This window comes from Pantoea agglomerans, assembly GCF_020149765.1.
Classification (GTDB): domain Bacteria; phylum Pseudomonadota; class Gammaproteobacteria; order Enterobacterales; family Enterobacteriaceae; genus Pantoea; species Pantoea alvi.
This window is the reverse complement of the sequence record NZ_CP083809.1, coordinates 21,117-37,250: the sequence shown is the minus strand read 5'-3', so window position 1 is coordinate 37,250 and position 16,134 is coordinate 21,117. Positions and strand designations below refer to the sequence as shown.

Sequence of the window (16,134 nt, the reverse complement as noted above, 5' to 3'; positions counted from 1 at the left end):
ACAACAGCCTCAACCTACAGACAGGATGAACATCATGAAAATGAAACTTACGCTGTTAGCCGCCTGCGCCGCGCTGGCGCTTTTCAGTCACGTTGGTGCCGCGAAAGAAGTGAAGATCGGCATGGCGATTGACGATCTGCGCCTGGAGCGCTGGCAAAAAGATCGCGACATCTTTGTGAAGCAGGCGGAATCGCAGGGCGCGAAAGTGTTCGTGCAGTCGGCCAACGGCAATGAAGAAACGCAAATGTCGCAAATAGAAAATATGATTAACCGCGGCGTCGACGTGCTGGTGATCATTCCCTACAACGGCCAGGTATTAAGCAACGTCGTCGCAGAAGCGAAACGCGAAGGCATTAAAGTGCTGGCCTATGACCGCATGATAAATAACGCGGATATCGACTTTTATATTTCATTCGATAATGAAAAAGTCGGCGAGCTGCAGGCGGAAAGTATTGTTAAGCAGGTGCCAAAAGGGAACTATTTTTTGATGGGCGGATCGCCAGTGGATAATAACGCGCACCTGTTCCGCGCCGGTCAGATGAAGGTATTGAAACCCTATATCGACAACGGCAGCATTAAGGTTGTCGGTGACCAGTGGGTCGACGCCTGGCTGCCGGAAAACGCGCTGAAAATCATGGAAAACGCCCTGACCGCCAACAGCAACCATATCGACGCCGTGGTCGCCTCCAACGACGCCACCGCAGGCGGCGCCATTCAGGCGCTCAGCGCGCAGGGGCTGGCGGGCAAAGTCGCCATCTCCGGCCAGGACGCCGATCTCGCCGCCATCAAGCGCATCATCAACGGCACGCAAACCATGACCGTCTATAAACCCATTACCCAGCTCGCAACTGAGGCGGCCAATATCGCCATTGAGCTGGGCAACGACAAAATGCCCGCCAGCAACGGCAAGCTAAATAACGGTCTGAAAGAGGTGCCTTCGCGACTGCTGACGCCGATTCCGGTCAATAAAGAGAATATCGACAGCACCGTGGTGAAAGACGGTTTCCATAAAAAGAGCGAGCTCTGAGCGCGCGCGACCGCGAAGAGGAGAAATCGATGCTGCTGGAAATGAACAATATCACCAAGCGTTTCGGCGCGGTGAAGGCGCTGGATAACGTCAGCCTGCGGCTGGATAGCGGCGAAGTGATGTCGCTGTGCGGCGAAAACGGCTCGGGCAAATCCACGCTGATGAAAATCCTGTGCGGGCTCTACCCGCACGGCGAGTTCGACGGAGAGATCTATTTCGCTGGCGACCAGATTCAGGCGCAGACCATCCGCGACACCGAACGCAGGGGAATTGTGATTATCCATCAGGAGCTGGCGCTGGTGCGGCAGCTGACGGTTATGGAGAACATCTTTCTCGGCGCAGAGCTGGGCCGCTTCGGCATCGTCGACGACGAAACCATGACGCTGCGCTGTCAGCAGCTGCTGGCGCGCGTCAGCCTCGACGTCTCGCCTGATGCCCGGGTCGGCGATCTGGGGCTGGGTCAGCAGCAGCTGGTGGAGATCGCCCGCGCGCTCAATAAGCAGGTGCGGCTGCTGATACTCGATGAGCCAACCTCGTCGCTGACCGAGCGTGAAACCGAGGTGCTGCTGAGCATTATCAATAACCTGCGCGATCACGGCATCGCCTGTATCTATATCTCCCACAAGCTGAACGAAGTGAAAGCGATCTCCGACACCATCTGCGTCATCCGGGACGGCAAGCCTATCGCCACTCGTCCGGCTGCCGGACTCAGCGAGGATGACATTATTACCATGATGGTGGGACGCGAGCTGACCGCGCTCTATCCCCATCAGCGGCACGCCATCGGCGAGACGGTGCTGCGGGTTGAACACCTGACCGCCTGGCATCCGGTTAACCGGCACGTGCGCCGCGTTAACGACGTCTCCTTCACCCTGAAGCGCGGCGAGATCCTCGGTATCGCCGGGCTGGTGGGCGCCGGCCGCACCGAAACGGTTCAGTGCCTGTTCGGCGTCTGGCCGGGACGCTGGGAGGGCGATATCTGGATTAACGACAAGAAGGTGCAAATTCGCGACTGCCAGCAGGCGATCGCTCAGGGCATCGCCATGGTGCCGGAGGATCGCAAAAAAGATGGCATCGTGCCGCTGATGGGCGTTGGTAAAAACATTACCCTCGCAGCGCTGGACCAGTTCAGCCGCCGCTTCGCGCCGCTGGACGAGACGCGCGAGCAGCACGTCATCAACGACGCTATTGCGCGTCTGCGGGTTAAAACCTCGTCGCCGGAGCTGGCGATCGGCCGGCTGAGCGGCGGCAACCAGCAAAAGGCGATTATCGCCAAATGTCTGCTGCTGAACCCGCAAATCCTGATCCTCGACGAGCCGACGCGCGGTATTGACGTCGGCGCCCGCCAGGAGATCTATCTGCTGATCAACAGCCTGGTGCAGCAGGGGATCGCCGTGATCGTTATCTCATCTGAACTTCCCGAAGTGCTGGGCATGAGCGATCGCGTTCTGGTGATGCACGAAGGGCGGATCAAAGCCGATCTGATAAACAACAACCTGACTCAGGAGCAAGTGATGGAAGCGGCCCTGCGGAGTGAACATTATGCTTAAAACCGAAAGTCGTCAGGGCACGCTGCCGGGCGCGCCGTCACCGGGGAAATTCTCGCTGCCCAATCTACAGGTGCTGGTGATGCTGGGCGCCATTCTGGTCATCGCCCTGTTTTTCACCTGGACCACCGACGGCGCCTGGCTCAGCCCGCGCAACGTCTCTAACCTGCTGCGGCAGACCGCGATCACCGGCATTCTGGCGGTCGGTATGGTGTTCGTCATTATTTCGGCGGAGATCGATCTGTCGGTGGGCTCGATGATGGGCCTGCTGGGCGGCGCGGCGGCGATTTTCGACGTCTGGCTCGGCTGGCCGCTGCCGCTGACAATCGCGGTGACGCTGCTGATGGGGCTGCTGCTGGGCAGCTGGAACGGCTGGTGGGTCGCCTACCGCAAAGTGCCGTCATTTATCGTTACTCTGGCCGGCATGCTGGCGTTCCGCGGCATTCTGGTAGGGATCACCAGCGGCACCACGGTCGCGCCAACCACGCCCGCGATGTCGCAGATTGGGCAGAGCTATCTTTCGGACGGCGTCGGCTTCGGTTTCGGCATCGCCGGTCTGGCGCTGTTTATGCTGTGGCAGTGGCGGCTGCGGCTGCGCCGTCAGCAGCTCGGGCTGACGCAGTCCGCCGCGGGCGGCACGGTGGCGCGTCAGGCGCTTACCGCGGTGCTGGTGCTGGGTGCGATCTGGCTATTGAATGACTATCGCGGCGTGCCGACGCCGGTTCTGCTGCTGGCTTTGCTGCTGCTGGGCGGCATGTTTATGGCGACGCGCACCGCCTTTGGCCGCCGCATCTACGCCATCGGCGGCAATCTGGACGCCGCGCGGCTGTCGGGAATTAACGTGGCGCGCACTAAACTTGCGGTGTTCGCCATCAACGGCGTAATGGTGGCGATCGCCGGTCTGATCCTGAGTTCGCGCCTCGGCGCCGGTTCGCCGTCGGCGGGCAATATCGCCGAGCTGGACGCTATCGCCGCCTGCGTTATCGGCGGCACCAGCCTGGCGGGCGGCGTGGGATCGGTCGCGGGGGCGGTGATGGGCGCTTTTATCATGGCCTCGCTGGATAACGGCATGAGCATGATGGACGTCCCCACTTTCTGGCAGTACATCGTTAAAGGGGCGATTCTGCTGCTGGCGGTGTGGATGGATACCGCCACGCGTCGCCGGGTCTGATCGCGTCGGGGATCACAACCTGGCGCAAACAATTTCTGCTGCTCATCCGGCTGTGCTATGCATGGCGCTGGGATTCAGGAGAGCACGCCACTATGCATGAAAAACGCTATCGCATTACGTTGCTGTTCAATGCCAATAAGGTCTACGACCGTCAGGTGGTAGAGGGTGTCGGCGAGTATTTACAGGCGTCGCAGACCGACTGGGATATTTTTATCGAGGAGGATTTCCGCTGCCGCATTGAGAATATCCGCGAATGGCTGGGCGATGGCGTCATCGCCGACTATGACGACAGCTCAATTGAGCAGCTGCTGGCGAACGTTGAGGTGCCGATTGTCGGCGTCGGCGGCTCTTACCATCGCCAGCAGGATTATCCGCCGGTGCACTATATCGCCACTGACAACGCGGCGCTGGTGGAGAGCGCCTTTCTTCATCTCAAAGAGAAGGGCATCAATCGCTTCGCCTTTTACGGGCTGCCCGCCTCTGGCGGCAAGCGCTGGGCGCAGGAGCGCGAGCACGCCTTTCGCCAGCTGGTGCAGCGCGAGCGCTATCAGGGGGTGGTTTATCAGGGGATGAATACCGCGCCGGAAAACTGGCAGCATGCGCAGAACCGGCTGGCCGACTGGCTGCAAACCCTGCCGCCGCAAACCGGTATTATCGCGGTAACTGACGCGCGCGCGCGTCATCTGCTGCAGGCCTGCGAATATCTTAAAATCCCGGTGCCGGAAAAGCTGAGCGTTATCGGCATCGACAATGAAGAACTGACGCGCTATCTGTCGCGCGTTGCGCTGTCGTCTGTGGCGCAGGGCACGCGGCAGATGGGCTATCAGGCCGCCAAATTGCTGCATCGCCTGCTGGATAAACAGCCGCTGCCGCTACAGCGCATTCTGGTGCCGCCGATCAAAGTGATCGCCCGCCGCTCAACCGACTTCCGCTCGCTGCGCGATCCAGCCGTGATCCAGGCCATGCACTATATTCGCTTTAACGCCTGTAAAGGCATCAAGGTCGAACAGGTGCTGGATGCGATCGGCCTGTCGCGCTCTAATCTGGAGAAGCGCTTTCGCGATGAAACCGGCGATACGATTCACGCCATGATCCACCGCGAGAAACTGGAAAAGGCGCGCGAGCTGCTGGCCTCTTCCTCGCTGAACATTAATGAAATTTCCCAGATGTGCGGCTACCCTTCGCTGCAATATTTTTATTCGGTATTTAAGAAAAGCTACGCCAGCACGCCGAAAGAGTATCGACAGCATCACGGTGATAGCGTGATGTAAAAGGGCGGCGGCGTGATAAAGGCTAAGCCGCGGCCTTCAGACCTTCTCTCTTTATCCCTGCCGCTGTTCAAACTGCTCAATCACCGCCAGCGACAGCCCTACCGCCGGATCGAGGCGCGTCTGCAAAAAGTGCAGCCTGGTGTTCTGGAAAGTGAAGGCTGGCGTGCCCGCTTCGATCCGCTTGCGCACCGTATCGCAAAACAGCGGATGCACATTCCAGGGGGCGTCGATAATAATCGTCGCCGGATTCAGCAGCAGAATAATCTGGCCAATCGCCTTCGCAAGGAAGCCGCCCGCCTGCTGCATTACCTCATCCACCACCTTCGGCGCCTCGTCGCGCGTCTGCCAGCTTAAGCCGGGACGGCGCTGGGCGAGCTGCTGCTCAATCGCCGGTTTGCTGATCAGCGCTTCGGCGCACCCCTGACGGCCGCAGCGGCAGCGCGGGCCGTCCGGCTGCACGCTGAGATGCCCCGCTTCGCCCGCGGTCCAGCTATTACCGGTCACGACTTCGCCCTGCTGCACCAGCGCGCCGCCCATGCCTTCGGCGATGCGCAGGTAGAAGTGGCTGCCTGTCGATCTCAGCCCAAGCTGCTGCACCGCCAGCAGCGCCGAGGCCTTGACGTTATTCATCACGCGCAGCGGCACCTTGACCTTTTGCCTGACCGGCGTCAGCAGATCGACATCCTGCCAGCCGAGATGAGTCGAAAGGTGCATCCAGCCGCGATCGGGATCGACGATGCCGGGAAAACCCAGCCCGATGCCCAGCAGCTGCGGATGCTTCTCCGTGAGTTCGCCGCACAGGTTCGCGACCTCATCCAGCAGCTTTTTAGGGTTAGCGGTATCGACGCGACGCGTCTGCTCCACCATCACCTGCGAAAAGTAGTCGCAGACGCGGCAGTAAATTGCGTTGCGCTCCACCATCACGCCCGCGCTTTTCAGCTGTTCCGGGCGGAGGGCGATTTCAATTTTCGGGCGGCCGGCGGCGGCCACGTTGATCGGTCCCAGCTCGTGAAGCAGCGACTTTTCCAGCAGCTCGTCCACGATCAGCGAAACGGTGTTTTTGCTGAGCGACAAGATGTGGGCTAAATCCTGACGCGACGTCACGCGCAAATGGCGGAGCTGCGTCATCACGCGCTTCTGGTTATTAAGTCTGAGTAGTGCAGGGCCTTTACTCATATTTTTTCAGCGCTCTTCTGACAGGCAACGTATCTTTAAGTGTAACAGCGCCGCGACGCCCCTTATCCGGCACTTTTGCGCGCTGTTTCACACAAGTCGCAGCAGAGGGCGAAGGGAAGGATACCGACGTAAAAAAACCGGGACGCGCCCGGTTTCTGGAAAGGATAAAACGACTAATATTCGTCGCCGCGCACGCGGCTGCGGTAGCTTTCCCAGTCGAAGCGCACCCACATGCTGTTGCCGAGACGCATACGGTCCATCACGCGCTCGCCCAGCAGAGTATTCATACCGGCGGGATCCAGGTTAGAGAGCATACCGGTCGGACGTTTCGACGATGAGCGTCGATCGACGATCTGGTTGATAATCACCTTTTCGTAGCGCGACTCGCTCTGCATGCCGATCTCATCAATCACCAGCAGATCGACGCTGCTGAGATCCTGCAGCAGGCGCTCTTCGGTGATATCACTGCCGCCGCTAAAGGTGCCCTTCATGCTCGACATCAGATCCGCGACGGTAACGATCAGCACGCTTTTGCCGCGCAGGATCAGGTCGTTGCCGATGGCCGCCGCCAGATGGTTTTTGCCGGTGCCAGGACGGCCGGAAAAGACGAAGCTGGCGATGCTGCCTTCGAAATCGTCTGCATACTGGCGCGCCATCGTCAGCGCCCTGCGCTGCCCTTCGTTCTCGACGCGATAGTTATCGAACGAGCAGTTCATATGCAGCTCGCGAATGCCGGAACGCCCCATAACGCGCTGCATTTTCATGGCGCGGTTTTCACGCACGATAGACTCCGAACGCAGGCGCCCCTGCTCCTGGTTCCAGGCCAGCAGCTCTTCACCGCTGGTGAACTTTGGCTGGACGTTGGCGGGCATCATTTTTTTCAGACGGCTGAACAGATCGGTCGGCGTTTTCATTACTCACCTCGAAACCCATCGGGAATGTTGTAATCAGTATTGCTGATTTGCGTAATATCGCGTTTGGGCTGGCCGCCGCTGGCGGCGCGGTTCATCTGCACGCTGCGCGCCAGCTTCTGCTGCCACTGCACATGGTGAAACAGGCGGCCTTCCGCCTGCCAGTAGGCGACGAAAGCGGCCAGCTCGGCAGGGGTGACCGGCTCGCTTAGCGCCACGCCCCAGATAGCGGCCTGGCGCTGAAAGTCGGCGTCGGGCTGCCAGCCAGCATACATAGCGAACTTGCCCGCCGGCGTCGGCAGCGTCGCGGGCAGATCGTCATACAGGCTGTCGTCCAGCGTCACGTCGCTGGGATGCGCCGCGGCCGCCTCCAGCGCCAGCAGATGCGCCAGCCGCTCCGGCGTCACGGCATAAAACGCCGGCGCGTAATTATCCAGCACCGCCAGCGTGCCGTTTTCCGCCTGCTGCAGCGCCTGACGCGGATCCTGACGAAAGGCGTCCAGCCCAATAAGCGTAGAAGTAAGAATTTTGACTGACATGATGAAACCTGACGTTGACCTGCACGCTGCGCCGGCAGAGCACCGGCGCACAAGTCTTTATTGTACCTTTTTTAACGCCCTGGATCGCCAAAAAAGGCGCGCGTTACGAGGACCAGGAGGCGGACTCAGTGGAAAGCGCGTTCTGAACCGGCCTGGCGGCTTCTGCCCTGACGCGGGCCGGACGGGTTTGCCACAGGTAGCGCGTCGAGGCGAGCCAACACATGCTGTAGCCCAGCAGCTCGGTGCCCTCTTCAGCGATATTTTTCACCACGCGGTTGTAGCCGTCCAGCATCAGGTGCTGCCACAGCTGATGCATGCCGAACAGGCGGGAGAACACCAGCACGATCAGCATGCCGCTGACGGTCATCAGCCAGCAGCGGTTGGTCACGAAAGCGACCAGCCCGTCCAGCGTGTCGCGCACCGAACGCAGCGCCATCGCCAGGCAGGCCGCGGCGGTCGCCAGCGCGAACCAGATCCAGCTGCCGTGCTCGACGACGTCGAATACAAAGTCCAGTTCGCGGATCAGCATACAGCTGTAAAAGCCGCCGATAAGGATCAGCGCGCCGCGCTGGGCGGAACGCCGATGCGCCGACCAGAAGAACATCGCCGCGATGGAGGCGAGCACCACTTCCTGCAGCGTCTCCGTGATCGAGGTTTCATGCATGGCGTCGTTCATCCAGTTTACGTCGATATAGATGGCCGACATCATCAGCACAAGGAACAGTGTTGCAAATAAAAAAGCCGCGCATTCACGGCCGAGGATTGAAATTTGTTCGCGCATATTATTATTACCATTATGATTAGCGCGCTTATTATATGACGTTACTTATTCACCCTTTCTCATTTTATGCCACCCTGTTAAAAACTGGCGCTAACGCCGAGGCTGTAAATAAACTGCTCGCCGCTATTTAGCGCGTCGTTTTGCGAAAAGGCGGCGAACGCCGCAACATGGTGATTCAGCTGAATATGCGCACCGACGCTGACGTCTACCCAGCCCGCTTCGCGCGCGGCCGGATCATCCGGCAGCCGATCGCGCGCCTCGCCGGCCACGCCATCGCCGGGCTGATAGCTATAGCTAAGCTGCGCGTAAGGCGCGATCCACGCCAGCTGGGAATCAACGCGCCAGCCTAAGGTGGCAACGCCGTCGCGGCTGAAGTCGCACTGCGGGCAGCTGAGCGGCACGGTCGCTGGCGCGTACTGCGCCACCGGCCCGGTCGTCAGCGAAGCGCCCAGCGGCATATCCCAGCCCGCGCTGTAGCGCGTGCCGGTTGGCACAGGCTCGACGCGCAGCGTAAAGGGGGACTGAGGTGAATTCAGCGCCGCCTCCAGAAAATTCATGCGCGCATCGTTGCCGACGATCAGAAGATTTCGGGAGATTTTTTCCGCAAGGATGGTGTCGTAATCGGGACGATCGCGCGCATTATCCTCCGGCGCTAACAGGCTCTCGCCGCTCCAGGCAACCAGGGGCGTTGCAGAACAAAAAAGCAACGCACTACTCAGCGCCAGTGCCGCAAGGCGCTGGCTGGCACACTCTCTTTTCTGCAACATGAAAAAACTCCAGACGACGCTGAAGAGACCAGTCGGCGCTATGTGAAAATCTGTTTTATCACGCCTGCTGTTTAACTATTAACCGACTAAACGTAAGATCAAGCGACGTCACAAAATTTTCTCTTTATCAGGATACTGAAGATGCAACGATGCGGCTGGGTCACTGAGGACCCGCTTTACCTGGCCTACCACGACCGCGAGTGGGGCATTGCGCAAAATAACAAACAGGCGCTGTTCGAGATGCTCTGCCTGGAAGGGCAGCAGGCGGGGCTCTCTTGGATCACCGTACTGAAGAAGCGAGAAAATTACCGGCGCGCCTTTCACGCCTTCGATCCTCAGGCGGTAAGCCAGATGGATGATGAAGATCTGGCGCGCCTGATGCAGGATAGCGGTCTGATACGCCATCGCGGCAAACTTACCGCCATTATCAACAACGCACGCGCTTATCTGGCGATGGAGGCGAAAGGGGAAGATTTTGCGCGCTTCGTGTGGGGTTTTGTCGATAACCAGCCGGTTGTGCATCACTTTGCAAACTACAAAGAGGCGCCGACCACCTCAGAGCAGGCGATAGCGCTGTCAAAAGCGTTAAAGCAGCGTGGTTTTAAATTCGTAGGCCCGACAATTTGCTACTCCTTTATGCAGGCCTGCGGGCTGATCAGCGATCATCAGACCAACTGTTTTTGCCATCCTGACAACCTTTTATCCTCAAACCAGACAAAATAAGAGTTTCCCTCACCCCTTCTTCCTTCTTAAGCGGCATAATCTCGCCGCTTAAAAGACGTAAGGTCTTTGTTTGATTTAGGGAATGAGCATGTATAAAAAATCGTTTTCGCTTTGCCTGTTACTGAGCGGCAGTCTGGTACTGTCAGGCTGTACCGTTAATCCATACACCAACGAATCCCAGGCCGGTAAATCCGGCATCGGCGCCGGTCTGGGCGCGCTAATGGGCGCCGGCGTCGGCGTTCTCTCCTCGTCGAAAAAAGATCGCGGCAAAGGCGCGCTAATTGGCGCGGCGTCCGGCGCAGCGCTCGGCGGCGGCATCGGCTACTACATGGATGTGCAGGAAGCCAAGCTGCGCGAAAAAATGCGCGGCACCGGCGTCAGCGTGACGCGTCAGGGCGACAATATCGTGCTGAATATGCCGAATAACGTCACCTTCGACTCCAGCAGCAGCAGCCTGAAAGCGGCGGGTGCCAATACCCTGACCGGCGTCGCTATGGTGCTGAAAGAGTATCCGAAAACCGCGGTAAACGTGACCGGCTATACCGACAGCACCGGCTCGCGCGCGCTGAATATGCGTCTCTCTCAGCAGCGCGCCGAGAGCGTTGCCAGCGCGCTGATTACCCAGGGCGTCGCGGCAGATCGTCTGCGCACCCAGGGGCTGGGGCCGGATAACCCGGTCGCCACCAACAGCACTGAAGCAGGCAAGGCGCAAAACCGCCGCGTGGAAATCACGCTTAGCCCGCTCGGCTGAGGCAAAACGCCCCGTTTCGGGGCGTTTTCATCGTAATGTCGTTTTTTTACTTTTTTTACGTGCTTTTTTCGACAAAAAGGCGCGGAGGATCTCCATACTGTAGTGCCAAAACAGACTTTATGTTAGCGTGAAAAAAACGTGTTCAGCGAGTCGTCCAGCATGTCACTAAAAGCCATTGCCAGCGAATTAGGGTTGTCCGTTACCACGGTTAGCCGGGCATTGAACGGCTATGAGGATGTGGCGGAGGAAACGCGGAAACGCGTCGAAGCAGAAGCGCAGCGTCGCGGCTATCGTCCCAACGCCGCCGCGCGCCGTCTGAAAACCGGCCGCGCCAACGCGGTAGGGCTCGTCTTTCCCGTCAGTACGTCGCCTGTCAGCGACTGCCGCTTCAGCGAAATGCTGCTGACGCTCGATCAGCGCCTGGCGCAGCAGGAGATCGATCTGGTGCTGCTGGTGGATAAGCCCCATGACGGGCCGCGTACCCTGACCCGCCTGCTGCGCAGCCGCGTGCTGGATGCGCTGATCGTCACCCATACCCTGCCGCAGGATGAGCGTCTGCTGAGCCTGCAGCAAAAAAACTTTCGCTTTATTACCCTCGGCCGCAGCGACCTGCCGCAGCCCTACGCCTGGCTGGACGTCGATCATCACCGCGGCTCGCGCCTGGCGGTTGAGGCCTGCCTGCAACAGGGGCTGACGCGCATCGCCTGGCTGGGCAGCGACGAGGGCACGACGTTTGTCCGCGACCGCCGTCAGGGTTTTCTTGACGCGATGGGCGCCGTTGCGCCGGTCGATATTGTCGCCGTACCGCCGTCGCGCCGCGCTGGCTTCCAGCAAACCGCAGCCTGGCTGGCGCGGGATGCGTCGCTGCAGGCGATTATCACCGACAGCAGCGCGCTGGCAGAGGGTGCGGCGCTGGCGGTACAGCAGGCGAACCGGCTGCACGGCCGCGAGGCGATCCGCCTCTATGCCTGGGAAGGTCTACCGCGCGAAGCGATTGTTGAGGCTCCGACGATCGCCATCCGTCAGGCCTCCGACCGCGAAACCGGCGACCAGCTTGCCGATATGCTGATGCAGATGCTGGACGGCGCGCCGCTGGAGGCACTTCAGCTGCTGCATCAGCCCTGGCTGGATAGCGCGCCACGCTGATTGTGCTTTTTGCGACGGCCAGGGGCTGTGCTAGTCTCTGCCTGTTTCTCTTTCTACAGGTACCGACATGAAGAACAGACCGCCTCGCGCCACCATTAGCGATGTCGCTCGCAGCGCGCGAACCGGTAAAACCAGCGTGTCTCGCTATCTCAACGGCGAGCAGCATCTTCTTTCCGCTGATTTAAAAGCCCGCATCGAACAGGCGATTGCCGAACTCGACTATCGCCCCAGCCAGATGGCGCGCGGGCTGAAGCGCGGCCGCACGCGGCTGATCGGGCTGATTATCGCGGATATCACCAATCCCTACTCCGTCGACGTGATGTGCGGCATCGAAGCCGCCTGCCGCGAGCGCGGCTTTACGCTGCTGATGTGCAACACCAACAATGAAGTCGATCTGGAGCAGCACTATCTGCAGCTGCTGAGCAGCTATCAGGTGGAAGGCGTGGTAGTGAACGCCGTCGGCATGCGCGAAGAGGCGCTGAGCCGCCTGCAGCAGTCGCTGCTGCCGATGGTGCTTATCGACCGCAAAATTCCCGATTTCGCCTGCGATGTGGTCGGCCTGAACAACGCCGAGGCCGCGGAGATCGCCACGCAGCATCTGCTTGATAATGGCTATGAGGCGCTGCTGTTTTTAAGCGAACCGCTGGGCAGCGTCAACACGCGCCGCGAACGCCTGCAGGCGTTCCGTCAGCGCCTCGCCGCCTGGCCGCACATTGCGCACGAAAACGCAGAGGTGCCGCTGCATCAGCCCGCGGCGCTGGATGCGCTGCTGCTTGACTACGCGCAACGCCAGCGCGGAAAACGCGCGGCGGTGATGGTGGCGAACGGCGCCATGACGCTACAGGTTGCGCGCGCGATGCAGCGCGTCGGCCTGCGCTGGGGCGAAAATATCGGTCTGCTCGGCTTCGACGAGCTGGAGTGGGCGGCGCTGGCGGGCGTCGGTATTACCACGCTACGCCAGCCCACCTGGCAGATCGGCTATGCGGCGCTGGAGCGGCTGATCGCCCGCATCGAAGGCAGCGCCGGCCCCGCCGCCGAACAGGTATTTTCCGGCGAACTGGTGGTGCGCGGCTCCAGCCAGCCTCTCGCCTGACCCCTCCTCTTTTCTCCCTCTCTCGTGCTCGCTTCGTGAGCACGATCATAGTTTCAGCCTCTGCTCCTTTGCTTTGGAACCGGTTCCAATTAACGTTTTCCCTGTAACTTTTGCTTAACGCGCCTTTCAGGAGTGACGATGAACGCTGAAATTATTGTGGTGACCGCCGCCTACGGACAGCAACAGGTCGCCGCGCTGGGTGGTCAGCAGGCCCTGCTGCCGCTGATCCAGCAGGCCGGCGCAGACGGCGTCGAAATCCGTCGCGAACTCTTTGACGCCGCGACGCTTGCCAACCTGCCCGCGCTGGCCCAGGCCATTCAGCACCATCAGCTGCGCGCCAGCTACTCGGTACCCGACACGCTGTTTTGTGACGACGGCGCGTTAAATCCCCAGCTGGAGAACTACCTTAAAGAAGCTCAGCAGCTCAACGCGCAGCGCCTCAAGCTGGCGCTGGGCGGATTCAGCGGCGAGCTGCACGCGGCGGATTTGCGCGCCATCGGCGAACGCTACCAGCCAGAGCTGACGGTAGAAAACGATCAGACCCTCAGCGGCAAGCTGGCGCCTTCGCTGCGCTTTTTCCAGGCGGTGGAGCAGGCGAACCTGCCGGTGACGATGACCTTCGATATGGGCAACTGGCTCTGGACGCAGGAGAATGCGCAGGCGGCGGCGACGCAGCTCGGGCGTTTCGTGCGTTATATTCACGTCAAGGCGGCGGAGCCGCACGGCGACAGCTATCGCGCGGTGGCGCTGGATGAGGCGAACGCGGACTGGCGCGGCCTGCTGCGCCAGCTGCCGAACGACGCCCCGCGCGGCATCGAATTCCCGCTGGAAGGCGAAGATCTGCTGGCAGTGACGCGCCACTACGTGTCGCTGCTGCGCACTCTGTAAGGAGAGAAGATGACTACTCTGCATAACGGCGCGCTGGACGTCGTCACCATCGGCGAAGCGATGGCGATGTTCGTCGCGCGTGAAACCGGCGATCTCGCCGCCGCTGAAACCTTTATCAAGCGCGCGGCGGGCGCGGAGCTTAACGTCGCCATCGGCCTGGCGCGTCTCGGTCTGAAGGTCGGCTGGGTAAGCCGCGTCGGCGACGACAGCTTCGGCCGCTTTATTTGCCAGGTGCTGGAGAGCGAAGGCGTTGATCACCGTCAGGTGACGAAAGACGCGCGCTACCCCACCGGCTTTCAGCTGAAATCCAAAGTGGATGACGGCTCCGATCCGCTGGTGGAATATTTCCGTAAAGGCTCCGCCGCCAGCTATCTCTCCGTTGACGATTTCAACAGCGACTACTTCGGCGCCGCGCGCCATCTGCATCTGAGCGGCGTCGCCGCGGCGCTCTCCGCCAGCTCGCTGGCGCTGCTGAAGCACAGCGCGAAAGAGATGCGCGCGCGCGGCAAAACCATCTCTTTCGATCCTAACCTGCGGCCGGTGCTGTGGCGCAGCGAAGAGGAGATGCGTCAGCAGCTCAACCACCTGGCGGAATATGCCGACTGGGTGCTGCCGGGCGAAAAAGAGGGCTATATCCTGACCGGCTATCGTCAGCCGGAAGCGATCGCCGATTTCTACCTCGATAAAGGGGTAAAAGCGGTGGTGATTAAAACCGGCTGCGACGGTGCCTGGTATAAAACCGCGCAGGGCGAGCAGGGCCAGGTTGAGGCGATCCGCGTCGAGAACGTGGTGGACACCGTTGGCGCGGGCGACGGTTTCGCCGTCGGCGTGATCAGCGCGCTGCTGGAAGGTAAAACGCTGCCGCAGGCGATTAAGCGCGGCAACAGAATCGGTTCGCTGGCGATTCAGGTGATCGGCGACAGCGAAGGGCTGCCAACGCGCAGCGAGTTAGGCGATTTCTAGCCTGCATCCGAACCGTAATATCAGAGGAGAACCGCATGAAAACGCAGACAATCGCGCCGAAACGCTGGTGGTATATCATGCCCATCGTGTTTATCACCTACAGTCTGGCGTATCTGGATCGAGCAAACTTTAGCTTCGCCTCTGCCGCCGGCATCAACGACGACCTTGGCATCACCAAGGGCATGTCCTCGCTGCTGGGCGCGCTCTTCTTTCTCGGCTACTTCTTTTTCCAGATCCCCGGCGCGGTTTACGCCGAACGCCGCAGCGTGAAAAAACTGATTTTCTGGTGCCTGGTGCTGTGGGGCGTCTGCGCGTCGCTGACCGGCGTGGTGAGCAATATCCCGATGCTGGCGGCGATCCGCTTCGCCCTTGGAGTAGTGGAAGCGGCGGTGATGCCCGCGATGCTGATCTATATCAGCAACTGGTTCACCAAATCGGAGCGCTCGCGTGCCAATACCTTTCTGATCCTCGGTAACCCGGTTACGGTGCTCTGGATGTCGGTGGTTTCCGGCTATCTGATCGACGCGTTCGGCTGGCGCGAGATGTTTATCTTCGAAGGGATCCCGGCGGTGATCTGGGCTGTCGCCTGGTGGTTTATGGTGCAGGATAAGCCTGAGCAGTCGCGCTGGATGAGCAAGGAAGAAAAAGCCGCGCTGGCCGCCCAGCTGAAAAAAGAGCAGGAGAATATCAAAGCGGTGCGCAACTACAGCGAAGCGTTCCGCAACCGCAACGTTATCCTGCTCTGCATGCAGTATTTCGCCTGGAGCATCGGCGTCTACGGCTTTGTGCTGTGGCTGCCGTCGATTCTGCGCAACGGCACGGAGATGGGCATGGTGGAAGCGGGCTGGCTGTCGGCGGTGCCTTATCTGGCGGCGACCATCGCGATGATCGTTGTCTCCTGGGCGTCGGATAAAATGCAGAACCGCAAGCTTTTCGTCTGGCCGCTGCTGCTGATTGGCGCGCTGGCGTTCCTCGGCTCTTATCTGGTCGGCTCCGACAACTTCTGGCTCTCTTACGCGCTGCTGGTGATCGCGGGCGGCGCTATGTATGCGCCCTACGGCCCCTTCTTCGCCATCATTCCAGAGATGCTGCCGCGCAACGTTTCCGGCGGCGCGATGGCGCTGATCAACAGCATGGGCGCGCTCGGTTCGTTCGTCGGTTCCTGGATTGTCGGCTATCTTAATGGAGCGACGGGCAGTCCGGCGGCCTCCTATATCTTCATGGGCGCAGCGCTGCTGGTATCGGTGTGGCTGACGTTGATCGTCAAGCCCGCGGAAAACAAAACGCCGCCGCTGCACGGCGCGAAACACGCCTGAAAGCGTAAGCGCTGACCCTCTTCTCCGGGCGACCTGCGTGTCGCCCGTCACACGTTTTACAGGG

Annotated in this window: 16 protein-coding genes; 11 read left to right on the top strand and 5 right to left on the bottom strand. The window is 60.3% G+C overall.

Annotated elements, in window-relative coordinates:
* Positions 1-34: 34 nt before the first annotated feature.
* From xylF to xylR, 4 genes are all read left to right on the top strand, one after another.
* Entirely contained in the window at positions 35-1,027 is a 993-nt protein-coding gene (gene xylF, locus LB453_RS02605) for a D-xylose ABC transporter substrate-binding protein (RefSeq protein ID WP_103797132.1), read from the top strand.
* A 29-nt stretch (positions 1,028-1,056) separates the two neighbouring features.
* Positions 1,057-2,577: a xylose ABC transporter ATP-binding protein gene (locus LB453_RS02600; RefSeq protein ID WP_103797131.1), complete on the top strand. Its 1,521-nt coding sequence runs from the start codon at positions 1,057-1,059 to the stop codon at positions 2,575-2,577.
* Positions 2,570-3,745, top strand: coding sequence for a xylose ABC transporter permease XylH (gene xylH / locus LB453_RS02595; protein ID WP_103797130.1), 1,176 nt, complete (start codon positions 2,570-2,572; stop codon positions 3,743-3,745). Before LB453_RS02600 ends, xylH begins: the two co-directional genes overlap by 8 nt.
* Positions 3,746-3,837: 92 nt before the next feature.
* The gene (gene xylR, locus LB453_RS02590) at positions 3,838-5,016 is read left to right on the top strand and encodes a D-xylose utilization transcriptional activator XylR (protein ID WP_103797129.1); all 1,179 of its coding nucleotides are present in this window, start codon (positions 3,838-3,840) and stop codon (positions 5,014-5,016) included.
* A 51-nt stretch (positions 5,017-5,067) separates the two neighbouring features.
* Here the strand turns inward: xylR and LB453_RS02585 are convergent, their stop codons facing one another.
* The 5 genes from LB453_RS02585 to LB453_RS02565 all read right to left on the bottom strand — a co-directional run bounded on the left by LB453_RS02585 (position 5,068) and on the right by LB453_RS02565 (position 9,190).
* The gene (locus LB453_RS02585; RefSeq protein WP_103797128.1) at positions 5,068-6,192 is read right to left on the bottom strand and encodes an ROK family protein; all 1,125 of its coding nucleotides are present in this window, start codon (positions 6,190-6,192) and stop codon (positions 5,068-5,070) included.
* Positions 6,193-6,365: 173 nt separating this feature from the next.
* Positions 6,366-7,106 carry a DNA replication protein DnaC gene (gene dnaC / locus LB453_RS02580; protein ID WP_033793024.1) on the bottom strand — a complete coding sequence of 247 codons (741 nt, stop codon included), beginning with the start codon at positions 7,104-7,106 and terminating at the stop codon, positions 6,366-6,368.
* Positions 7,106-7,642 (bottom strand): primosomal protein DnaT, encoded by a 537-nt coding sequence (gene dnaT / locus LB453_RS02575; protein WP_224481585.1) that lies wholly within the window; start codon positions 7,640-7,642, stop codon positions 7,106-7,108. The genes dnaC and dnaT overlap by 1 nt, the downstream gene beginning before the upstream one ends.
* 103 nt (positions 7,643-7,745) lie before the next feature.
* Complete coding sequence (locus tag LB453_RS02570) at positions 7,746-8,423, bottom strand: hypothetical protein (protein ID WP_103797126.1); 678 nt, start codon at positions 8,421-8,423, stop codon at positions 7,746-7,748.
* A gap of 77 nt (positions 8,424-8,500) precedes the next feature.
* The gene (locus tag LB453_RS02565; RefSeq protein WP_103797125.1) at positions 8,501-9,190 is read right to left on the bottom strand and encodes an autotransporter; all 690 of its coding nucleotides are present in this window, start codon (positions 9,188-9,190) and stop codon (positions 8,501-8,503) included.
* 141 nt (positions 9,191-9,331) lie between these two features.
* Between LB453_RS02565 and LB453_RS02560 the strand changes: the two genes are divergently transcribed.
* The 7 genes from LB453_RS02560 (at position 9,332) to LB453_RS02530 (ending at position 16,070) form a co-directional block, all read left to right on the top strand.
* Positions 9,332-9,913, top strand: coding sequence for a DNA-3-methyladenine glycosylase I (locus LB453_RS02560; protein ID WP_103797124.1), 582 nt, complete (start codon positions 9,332-9,334; stop codon positions 9,911-9,913).
* A gap of 88 nt (positions 9,914-10,001) precedes the next feature.
* On the top strand, positions 10,002-10,664 hold the full coding sequence (locus LB453_RS02555) for an OmpA family lipoprotein (protein ID WP_103797123.1): 663 nt from the start codon (positions 10,002-10,004) through the stop codon (positions 10,662-10,664).
* Positions 10,665-10,823: 159 nt separating this feature from the next.
* Entirely contained in the window at positions 10,824-11,810 is a 987-nt protein-coding gene (locus LB453_RS02550; RefSeq protein WP_103797122.1) for a LacI family DNA-binding transcriptional regulator, read from the top strand.
* A gap of 67 nt (positions 11,811-11,877) precedes the next feature.
* Positions 11,878-12,903 (top strand): LacI family DNA-binding transcriptional regulator, encoded by a 1,026-nt coding sequence (locus tag LB453_RS02545; RefSeq protein WP_103797121.1) that lies wholly within the window; start codon positions 11,878-11,880, stop codon positions 12,901-12,903.
* Positions 12,904-13,041: 138 nt separating this feature from the next.
* Positions 13,042-13,791 carry a sugar phosphate isomerase/epimerase family protein gene (locus LB453_RS02540; protein WP_103797120.1) on the top strand — a complete coding sequence of 250 codons (750 nt, stop codon included), beginning with the start codon at positions 13,042-13,044 and terminating at the stop codon, positions 13,789-13,791.
* A gap of 9 nt (positions 13,792-13,800) precedes the next feature.
* Positions 13,801-14,754, top strand: a complete 954-nt coding sequence (locus LB453_RS02535; RefSeq protein ID WP_103797119.1) for a sugar kinase — start codon at positions 13,801-13,803, stop codon at positions 14,752-14,754.
* A gap of 35 nt (positions 14,755-14,789) precedes the next feature.
* Positions 14,790-16,070, top strand: a complete 1,281-nt coding sequence (locus LB453_RS02530) for an MFS transporter (RefSeq protein WP_103797118.1) — start codon at positions 14,790-14,792, stop codon at positions 16,068-16,070.
* The last annotated feature ends 64 nt before the right edge of the window (positions 16,071-16,134 follow it).